General features: G+C 53.7%; 5 protein-coding genes. 3 read left to right on the top strand and 2 right to left on the bottom strand.

Annotated features, from left to right (window positions below; translation table 11 throughout):
* Positions 1-991, bottom strand: a 991-nt coding sequence (locus ABX962_RS20250) for a DNA topoisomerase (protein WP_372721834.1), incomplete at its 3' end; no start/stop codon positions are given.
* Positions 992-1,359: 368 nt separating this feature from the next.
* On the opposite strand from ABX962_RS20250, the gene ABX962_RS20245 reads away from it, so the two are divergent.
* The 3 genes from ABX962_RS20245 to ABX962_RS20235 all read left to right on the top strand — a co-directional run bounded on the left by ABX962_RS20245 (position 1,360) and on the right by ABX962_RS20235 (position 9,479).
* Positions 1,360-3,912 (top strand): hypothetical protein, encoded by a 2,553-nt coding sequence (locus ABX962_RS20245; RefSeq protein ID WP_372721833.1) that lies wholly within the window; start codon positions 1,360-1,362, stop codon positions 3,910-3,912.
* Between the two features lie 238 nt (positions 3,913-4,150).
* The gene (locus ABX962_RS20240) at positions 4,151-7,708 is read left to right on the top strand and encodes a hypothetical protein (protein WP_372721832.1); all 3,558 of its coding nucleotides are present in this window, start codon (positions 4,151-4,153) and stop codon (positions 7,706-7,708) included.
* A 247-nt stretch (positions 7,709-7,955) separates the two neighbouring features.
* On the top strand, positions 7,956-9,479 hold the full coding sequence (locus ABX962_RS20235; RefSeq protein ID WP_372721831.1) for a Gfo/Idh/MocA family oxidoreductase: 1,524 nt from the start codon (positions 7,956-7,958) through the stop codon (positions 9,477-9,479).
* On the opposite strand, the gene ABX962_RS20230 is transcribed toward ABX962_RS20235, so the two are convergent.
* Positions 9,476-9,763, bottom strand: a complete 288-nt coding sequence (locus ABX962_RS20230) for a hypothetical protein (protein WP_372721830.1) — start codon at positions 9,761-9,763, stop codon at positions 9,476-9,478. The genes ABX962_RS20235 and ABX962_RS20230 overlap by 4 nt on opposite strands.
* Positions 9,764-9,920 lie beyond the last annotated feature (157 nt).

Raw genomic sequence — 9,920 nt, 5'->3', positions numbered from 1 at the left:
TGCTATCGGTACGCATGTAAGTGATGTAACCGTTTTCGTACAACCGCTGGGCCGCCTGCATGGTCCGCCGAGCGGTGAAGCCCATCTTGCGGTTGGCTTCCTGCTGCAGCGTACTGGTGGTAAACGGTGCTTTGGGACGTTCGGTGAACGGTTTGACTTCGACTTTGGTGACTTTGAAGTCAGCACTGCGAAGCCGCTCGGCCAGCGCCGTCGCTTCGGCCTCGTTCATCTGCAGCAAGTCGGGATTTTTCAGCTTGCCGTTTTCGGAGTCAAAATCTTTGCCCGAGGGAATTTTTCGGCCATCAACGGTCGCCAGCGTTGCGTTAAACGACTCTTTCGAGGCGGTGTCGAACGTCGCTTCGAGATCCCAGTACGTCGAATCGACAAAGGCAATCCGCTCGCGTTCGCGCTGCACGATCAAGCGAACGGCAACACTTTGCACGCGACCGGCACTCAGCCCGCGACCGACTTTTTTCCAAAGTAGCTGCGAAACGTCGTAACCGTACAAACGGTCCAAGATGCGGCGGGTTTCTTGGGCGTCGACCAATCCGCCATCGATCTCGCGAGGATTCTCGATCGCTTTTTGGATCGCATCCTTGGTGATCTCGTGAAAAACCAGTCGATGAACGGGAACCTTCGGCTTCAGAATCTCGTAAAGATGCCAACTGATCGCTTCTCCTTCGCGGTCTTCGTCCGTCGCGAGATAGAGGCTGTCGGCATCTTTAAGCGCCGCTTTTAACTTGCTGACTTGCTTTTTTTTGTCATCGGGAACGATGTAGATCGGCTCGAAATCGTTCTCGGTATTCACCCCCAGGTAGGCCCAAGGTTCTTTTTTGTACTTTTCCGGCATCTCTTTGGCGCCACCCGGAAGGTCTCGGATATGCCCAATACTTGCCTCGACCTGATAGCCTTTGCCCAAGTATTTCGAGATCGTGCGTGCTTTGGCTGGTGATTCGACGATCACCAAACTTTTGCCCGTGCTTTTAGCCATACAAAAAAACGACGTGGTTAGGGTTAGACGAAATGGACCGAAAGTCAGTACAACAACACAGTACGCAAATACACAGTACGCCATGGATGCGAATGCGATACTCGCCTTGACCCTCTAAATTGAGGGGCGATACGCTTTGCATCTCGGTTGGCACGCTTGGTCATGAGCCATTGCTTCTGACAGAGAGTTGGTCGATCGCGGCTTGTTGTCAAGATCACTCCGGATGCGATTGCGATAAATTTGTAGTCATCGACCGAGCGATTTTTTTAGAAAATTTACGGAAAACCCCATCGGACAATCCCCCAAAGCACTGAAAAAACTCCGTGCTTTGCGTCCTCGCCAGAAAAAGAAGCCAGAAAGAGTCTGCTATGAACAACAGTCCGTTCGAAATCTTTCGTAAGAACCTCAAGCCAATGATGGTCTTTCTGATCATGTTGGCGATGTTCTCGTTTGTCGTGCTCCCCGCACTGGACACCTATTTGCGTCAAAATACGGGAGGTGGGGGAGACGCGAAGCTTGCCAGTTTTGACGGAATCGAAATTTCTCAGAATCGCATTTCGTACATGACGCAAAATCACCAGTCGACAGTGCGGTTTTTGCGTGAGTTAGCGGAAAAAACGGTCGCAGCGGGTGGGTCGCCTAAAACCCCAGGCTTCCGCTACGACGACCAGAACAACCGCGTCGCGTCGATCGGAATCAGCGAGATGCCCAGCGAACAGTTGTCGCTGAAAACGATGCAATTCGCCTCGGAAGCCAACAAAGCGGGTTTCGAGCTTGACGATGCGGCAATCGGAGCTTGGTTGAATCTGTTTGTCGACGATCGCTTTACCGACAAACAGATCGACGCGATGCTGATGGAAAGCACTCGCAACCAAATGGGCCGAGTCCATCTGTACGAGCAACTCCGCAGCCACTTGTTGGCCGATTTGTACAACCGAGCGGGCTTCGCCGTGGTTGCGGCCGGGCAAATGCCGATCATGACGCCCGCCGAAGAGTGGACCAACTTTTTGAAGCTCAACCGCGAAGCGACGGCGACTGCTTATGGCATCCCCGTCGAAAGCTTCGTCAGCAAAACCGATCCCAACCCCAGCGAATCGGCAATCAAAGCGATGTACGAAGAGGGCAAGGATACCGATCCGAACGATCAATCGCCCGCGCCCGCCTTTCATCGTCAATACACCGCCCAATTTGAATACCTGGTCGCGGATCTGCAATCATTCATCGACGAAGAGGCGGTCAAATTCAGCGAAGAGGAACTGCGTGCCGAATACGAGCGTCGACTCGCTGGCGGCGATTTCCAGCTGCCCGAAGACCCTGCGGCTGAACAAGCTGCGACCGACGAATCGGAACTCGCAGACGGACTTGAAACCGAACTTGTTGAAACCGAGGTGATGGAAACCGAACCGGCCACCGAAACGCCAAGCGACGAAAAGAAAGCGGACGAGTCGAAGGACGAAAAACCGGCGGCAGAGAAGAAGGAAAAGGAATCGGCGGAAAAGGAAGAAGCTAAACCCGAAACCGAAACCGATTCGACCAGTGAAGCCCCTGAAGCCCCTGAAGCCGAAGCTCCCGATGCTGAAGCCGAAGTTAAAGAGTCCAGTGACGAAGCAAGCGAAGAATCTGAAAAGACTTCGAGTCGCGGCAAATCGATGGCTGCCAACAACGGCATCCGCTTGGTCGCTTTCCAAGACACCAGCGACGAAGGTGAAACCGACGCAGCCGCGGAAGAAGCCGATGCGGCTGACGAAGCAGTGAGCGAAGAGCCTGCGAAGGATTCGCAGAAAGAAAAATCCGAAGCCCCCGAGGCGGATGACAAAGCTGCGGACGATGCCAAGCCGGAAATGAAAGAAGAGCCTGCGGCAGAGAAGTCGGACGAAAAACCGGCTGCCGAAGAGCCCCAACCCGAAGCCAAGAAGCCCGAACCGAAAAAACCTGAAACCGAATCGTTCGAAGCGGTTCGCGAACAGATTGCTGACTCGTTGGCACGACCGATCGCCGAACAACGAATGGGCAAAGCAACTGCGGAAATGTTTTCGCAGATGCGACGCTACTTCAATCAGCATGCGATTTACAGCAGCGACAAAAAGAACGGACTCGAAGTCGAAGAGCTCAAGCCATTTGATTTGAAGAAGATGGGTGAAAAATTCGGATTCCGCTATCAAAAGATCGGCCCTTACACCGAGTTTTCGATCCAAGCCGAACCGATTGCACAAACGGTCGAAGTTGGTACCCAGCAAATGCGTCGCGGTCCGGCATTCACCACGTTCATGTACGGCGGGCAAACGCAAATCGGAATAGTGCCTCGGCAAGTGCTCTATTCGCCGCTTCGCACCGTCGATGACCGTGGTGGCAAGACCTACATTTCGTGGAAGATCGACGAACAAAAAGCGTACACACCGAAACTCGAAGAGGTTCGAGATGAAGTGATCGCTGCGGTTCGGTTAAGCGAAGCTCGCAAATTGGCGATGGATGCCGCAGCCGAGCTTGCTGCCAAAGCGAACAAGAGCGGAGCGGAACTGAGCGAACTCGTCCCCGAGGAAAACAAAGACGAAGTCAAATCGGGTCTCGGCCCCTTCAGCTGGCTCGATTCGTTTGGATTCCAAGGTGCGTCCATTGGTAACGTCCCCGAATTGAACTCGGTGGGCGAAGAATTCATGAAAGCAGTGTTCAATTCCGAAGTGAATCAGTACGCGGTTGCAATGAACATGCCCGAAAGCGTCGTCTACGTGGTCAAACCGACCAATTTTCAACCGAGCTTGGATGAACTGAAAGTTCTTTTCCAAAACCCACGCGATCGCATGATGGCGATGCTCGCGGGCGGTGGATCGACGAACGACGTGATTCAGGGATTTTATGAATCGGTCGACGAACGAACCGACTTCACCTATGATCGCGAAGCCGAAGAGAACGACGAGTACTAAGCCGAATCGACGGATTGTTGATTCGTTTGATAATGAATTGAACCTGAAACCCTCTTTGGTGCTCCGCACCGGCGAGGGTTTCTTTTTTGTCTACACCTAACCGACCGCTTGCATGCTGTTCGTGAAATGGCTGTGTGGTGTATAACATCCTCTGCGACGTTTTCATTGACGATGCCGCATCATGACCGTATGAATTCAAAAGGCGGAATTCAAATCCCCTAAGCTCAGGAGTTAGGCAATGTTGTCATCACAAATCCCCACCTTGCAGTGCGGCGAGTCCGAAAAGGAAGAACTTCAACGAGCTTTGGGGTGGGACCGAGACCTGTCGAATACCCCGGCGGCGAAAGAAAACCTACGCAACTACATCACGCTTCAACTTGCGTCCGCCGGTCTGATGCCGCCCGACAGCGAGCAAGACCAATCGATGACGACTTTCTCGGCCGGGATTCTAGAGAGTCTGCGAGAAAAGAATCGATTGTTGTCGGAGTATCGTGCGCCGGTCGATTCGCGAATCGAAAACTTTCTTAATGAGTATTTCGCTGACGTCACCGACGGCAACCCGTTGCGGTTGCCTGGTCGCACCTTGACGCTCGATCGTCACGGCATGGCCCGCGAGTTGAGTCTGCCTGCGGGCGGACATGAATTCCAAAATGAGCTTGTCAGCTCGTACCGCTGCTTCAACGGCGTGCTAAACAATCCTCGCGCCGATCGCCGCACGACGGCAGGCACGTTTCATGTCGTCGACGGTGGATTGCCGATCCCAAGCGACAAACGGGTTGTCCCCAAAAGCGTGTTCGTGAAATTGTTCCGCGCAGCGATGACGCCTCCAGACGACATGATGTCGCTGCCTTACACCTCCACCTCGTCGAATCCCTCGTTGACTTGGGTTTCGTTGCTGCTGCGTCCGATTGTGTGCCCCGAGGTCCCTGGATTCGGTGCCCAGAAAACGATGGAGACCCGTTTCTTTGCTCCGGGTTCACTGATCAGTAACCTTGATTTTGTCGAAACAATTTTCGGAAACGCTGGCGACCCGCTCAGCAGTCGCAACGATGCCGGATTGGACGTATTGCACTGGAGCGGCCACACCGGATGTGTGATCCTGGCGACGCATTTGACCAGCATGACCAAGAAAGAACTTGGTTTGCCGCATTACGACGATGCGAACGAACGCCAACGTCGCGATTCGATGTGCTGGAAAGACCCCGAAGAAAAATACAACGACGGGGGCGCTTTCAAACTCACTTGCCGTGACGAGTCGGGCGTGATTGTCACGCTGATCGCCGACAACTATTACGGTTACTGTAAAAAGGAAGTCAAAACGCAACTCAGCTACGCCACCAACTTGATGGGTGGATGCGAAGAGGAGCATTCGGGCGGCGCGTTGGCATTTGCCTCCTATTCGCTCGGCGATGAATTCCAAGTGAACAGTCGCCGCTATAACGGCCGCCGGTTCTCGGATGTCGCAAGTGAATACACTTCGTTCATCGACGTCAAACCCGAGGGATACGGAATCGACCGCTACGATCCCAGCGTCGTCTACATTCCTGAAAATGCCAAAGTCACGCTGATCGAACGCTGTGTCACGTGGACCAACAACGGCAAAGTCGAGCGGATCCCGCTCTCACCGGCCAATGTCTATATCGCACCAAGTGGCTACAAAATCCGACTCGAAAAACATCCCAACGCACCGTCTTGGCGTTTGGTCGGTTCCGTCGGCGAAGGCATCTTCTGTCACAAACCGTGCACGGTTAGCGGCGGCGGAAAGAGCGAAATCAGCAAGAGTCTTCGTGACTATATGTTGTACGGCCCGATCTTTGTCACCGACCGTGAAAAAGACTTTGCGAAACTCGACGAGATTTTTTCGCGAACCTATCACGACCGCTGGTCCAAAGAGTACACCGGGCGGACGGACTATACCGAAAAACCAAGTCGCCCTGTGCTCGATCCCAATCGTAGTCTCGGCAGTGTGATTCAGTTGCTGACGCCTTCACCGGATTACAACGACGACTACAACAAATGGCTGCGAGAGATTCCTGAACACGTCTACTCGATGGCGTTGATCATCAAACGTTTCATTCGCTCGGGAATGGAAGAAAATTGGCACGAGCATTTTGGCGTGGATATCGTCAACGGATCCGCAGGCCATGAACTGAAAATCGGCGACCGTTCGTTAGTCGGCACCTATTTGCGAGTCGGCTGGGATAACAACCGCTGGCGTACTTTCAAATTACGACAAGACTTCATTGCGGCCGACAAGGTGCAGCGTGAAGACGATATCAGCGCCAGTGTGGTCGTGCCGGCTGACGTACTGGGTGACGTTGGCAAAGCGGTCACTCCGTCGGGCAGTTACAAGTTCGTCGAAAATTGTGAATACCGATTGTTCCAGCGTCCCGATGACGCGGTGCATCGCGGCTTGGATAAACAAACCGAGCTTGATTTGTCACGTCCTGGCAGTTTCATCAGTAATTTCGAACCGTTAACGACCGCACAAGCACGCGAAATCGTCGAAGACGCAATCGAATTTGACAAATTCACCGGCCCCATGGCTTCCATGCTGGCGAAAGCCGCCAAAGCCAAGGAGGGTTACGTCGTCAGCACAGCGAACCCACGGATCGTCAACGGAGCTCCGACTAAGAACCCGCGTTACCTGCAAGACCGGCCTGACATGGTCAATTCGCGTGACACCTACGTCGCGATGCGGGGCATGCAATTGCATCGTGGGCTGGCCGAAGATGCTCCGATCCACGCTCCGGTTGGCGCCGTGCTTTCAGGACGTCGCAACAATCCACCAGACTTGAAGGCTGGGTTCCGGTCACTCGCCGTCTACTCGCCGCTGCACTACCAAGAGTTGCCTGAGTTATTGATGGACTATGTTTGTTCATTGACCGGCAAGAGCCCCAGCACCACGGGGGCGGGTAGCGAAGGGGCTCTGACCAAAGGGCCGTTTAACGCCCTGATGCCTTCAGTCGATTTGAATTCAACGGTCGTGTCGCTGATTTTGACCGGACTGGGTGGGTTCAGCACGGCCGCAGGGCACGTCGGACCTCGTTTCGAAGTCGGGCATGACATTTCGCTGTTGATTCCCGAAGTGTGGTGTCGACTCGGTCCCGAAGAACGCGATCCGGCGGAGATGATTCGCAACAAGATGCTCGAAAAGGTCGAAGATTTTGACCATGGCGATTTGCGAGTTCCCGCCAGCCGGTTGGGCTACCGCATCACGACGCGGTTCGTTCGCACCTATCTAGCTCGCGTGTTTGACAATCCGTCGAAGGTCTTTACCCCCGAGATCCTGCAACCAGAACTGCAAGACATCGAATCGTACGTCGACGGTATCATGCACATCACCGAGGCTCAGAAACGAGTCGCGCTGGCCTACATGGAAGACGGCGGCTACGAATTGGCATGTCCTCCGCTAAAAGCCATTTTGAATATCATGGCCTACGGCGAGCACGAAGGAAAAACCGCTGCCGATCCTGAAATTCGCGAATTGTTTACACGAGACTCGTTGCTGAAAAGCGACTGGTACGCCGCTCGTTTAAAGAAGAAACAGATTCGTGACATCGATCATTGGAAGGCTTTCGAAGAGCGACTCGAAGCGATGATCGAGCATTCCAAACAGAACAATTCGATGATTGATTTGGAATTGTCTGATCGACTCGGCTACGCATCGGAAATGCGTGCCCATGCGGAATCGAGTAGCTATTTGGACGAGTTGGTAGGCACGACCGGTGCTGATCCGATGCAGCCTAGTTTGACCGATCCCTCGATGATCAACCGCTTGGCGACCAGTCGCTAAACGCCGCAAATCAACGCAGTGATACATCTCGCAGCGAAACTCGCCAACAGTTTCGCGCGAGGGCATGCGCCGTGAAACCAAAGTCTTCGCGACTTTCGCAACGCCGAGCGACGCAGAATCGCGATGGGGACGAGTTGCTCGTTAGCACAATTTTTCGTGGCTTAACGCACCACCCCGCTTTTCTTTCCAGGTAAAATGGACGCCTCGGTCCCACCTTTTTTGCTTCCTACCTGGAAAAGATATCAGTATGCCAAAACTATCTCGACGTCAGTTCAGCTCGGCCGCAGCAGCCACGATCGCTGCCGCATCGCTCCCCCGTGCTCAGCGGTTTGCCCATGCCGCAGGCCCCAACGACAAACTTGGTGTTTGTATCGTCGGAGTCAACAGTCGCGGCAACGAGCATATCCGCGGCTTCAATCACGACCCACGCACCGAGATTCGCGCGATCGTCGATATTGACGAAAGTGTCGGAAAGCAACGCGTTGCGAGAGTCAGTGAGATGCAGGGCAGCAAGCCCGAATTCTTTACCGACGTGCGTGATGCACTGGAAATGAATGGTCTGGATATTCTGACCTGCGCCACCCCCAATCATTGGCACGCCTTGATGGGTGTGTGGGCGATGCAAGCGGGCAAAGATGTCTATATCGAGAAACCAATCAGCCACAACATTCACGAAGGACGCGCGTTGGTGGCCGCCGCCAAGAAATACGGCCGAATGTTCCAAACCGGAACTCAATCACGCAGCAGCAGCGCCTGTCAAGACGCCGTCCAGTTCATTGCCGACGGTGGCATCGGAGAAGTTAATTTCGCTCGTGGCTTATGTTACAAACGACGTAAATCGATCGGTGCTTTGGGCGATTACCCGATCCCTGAAAAAGTAAATTTCGATTTGTGGAGCGGGCCAGCGAGCTACACCGATCCGAAGGTCACGCGGAAACAATTCCACTACGATTGGCATTGGCAACGTCACTACGGCAACGGCGACTTGGGGAATCAAGGCCCACACCAAACCGACATCGCGCGTTGGGGATTGGGCGTCGATCGCCACCCGAATTCGGTGCTTACCTACGGCGGACGTCTGGGATATCAAGCCGAACGCAACGACCCAAATTATGTCGATGCCGGCGACACTGGAAACACCGAGATTTCGATCTACGATTACGGAGACAAGTGCCTTGTCTTTGAAACTCGCGGACTCGATTGCTCGACCACCTCGGGCGATGAAATCGAAAGTTTCTTTGGTAAAGGAAAAGGCAACAAGATCGGCGTGATTTTCTACGGCAGCGAAGGTTATGTCGCGCAGACGTCCTATGATCACTGCGCCGCGTTTGACAAGAGCAAAAAGCTGATCAAAGAATTCAAAACGCGTAACGTCGGCGACGCTCACTTTGCTAACTTCATTGACGCCTGCCAATCACGGGACGCATCCACGTTGAACGCCGATGCAAAGACCGGACATTTGTCGGCCGCCGTCAGCCATCTTGGTAATATTTCGTACTACGTTGGCGAACAGAATCATGCCTCCGCCGACGAGATCAGCAAGGCGCTCGCGAAGATCAAGAGCTTGGACAACAACCAAGAAACGCTTCAGCGGACCGTCGAGCATCTCACGGCCAACGGTGTCGATCTCGAGAAAACCCCAATGTCGCTGGGAGCTCATTTGAAGTTTGATCCTGAAGCCGAGCATTTTATCGGCAACGACGAAGCCAACGCGATGTTGACTCGCGAGTACCGCAGCGGCTTCGAAGTCCCCGCAGCGGAAAACGTCTAAGCGGATCGGGACTGTAAAACCGCTGGTCGTTTGATGACCATTCGGCTGCGTGATATGACTGCGACCTCTCCGCCGACTTCGTCGGTGGAGAGGTAACGAGTTAATACGCAAAAGGAAAACATGGTGATCTTCTTAACCGCATCGGCACAAAATACCGAACCATGTCCGGTGACCTTCGTCAGCGACGTCCCCTCGCCCGACATCGCCTTTTTTAGCAGATTGCCAACACCGCGAGACAAAACGCCTTCGCCTTCGAATTTCACTTGTCCCGTATAGGCAACCATCGCCCCCAATCTTGACCCACACTTCACCATTCAGATTGATGTCGAGCATCCGCTCGGACTCAAGCTCAAAAAGCCCTTGCTTCAAGTCGCGATCTTTGGACTTTTCTAAAAAAAGCTTGAAGCGAATAACGATTCTCAGACACAGTGCATTCCCTTG

This window comes from Novipirellula sp. (genome assembly GCF_041583735.1).
Taxonomy (GTDB): Bacteria; Planctomycetota; Planctomycetia; order Pirellulales; family Pirellulaceae; genus Novipirellula.
Note: the sequence above shows the minus strand (reverse complement) of the source record. Positions and strands in the feature narration are given on the sequence as shown.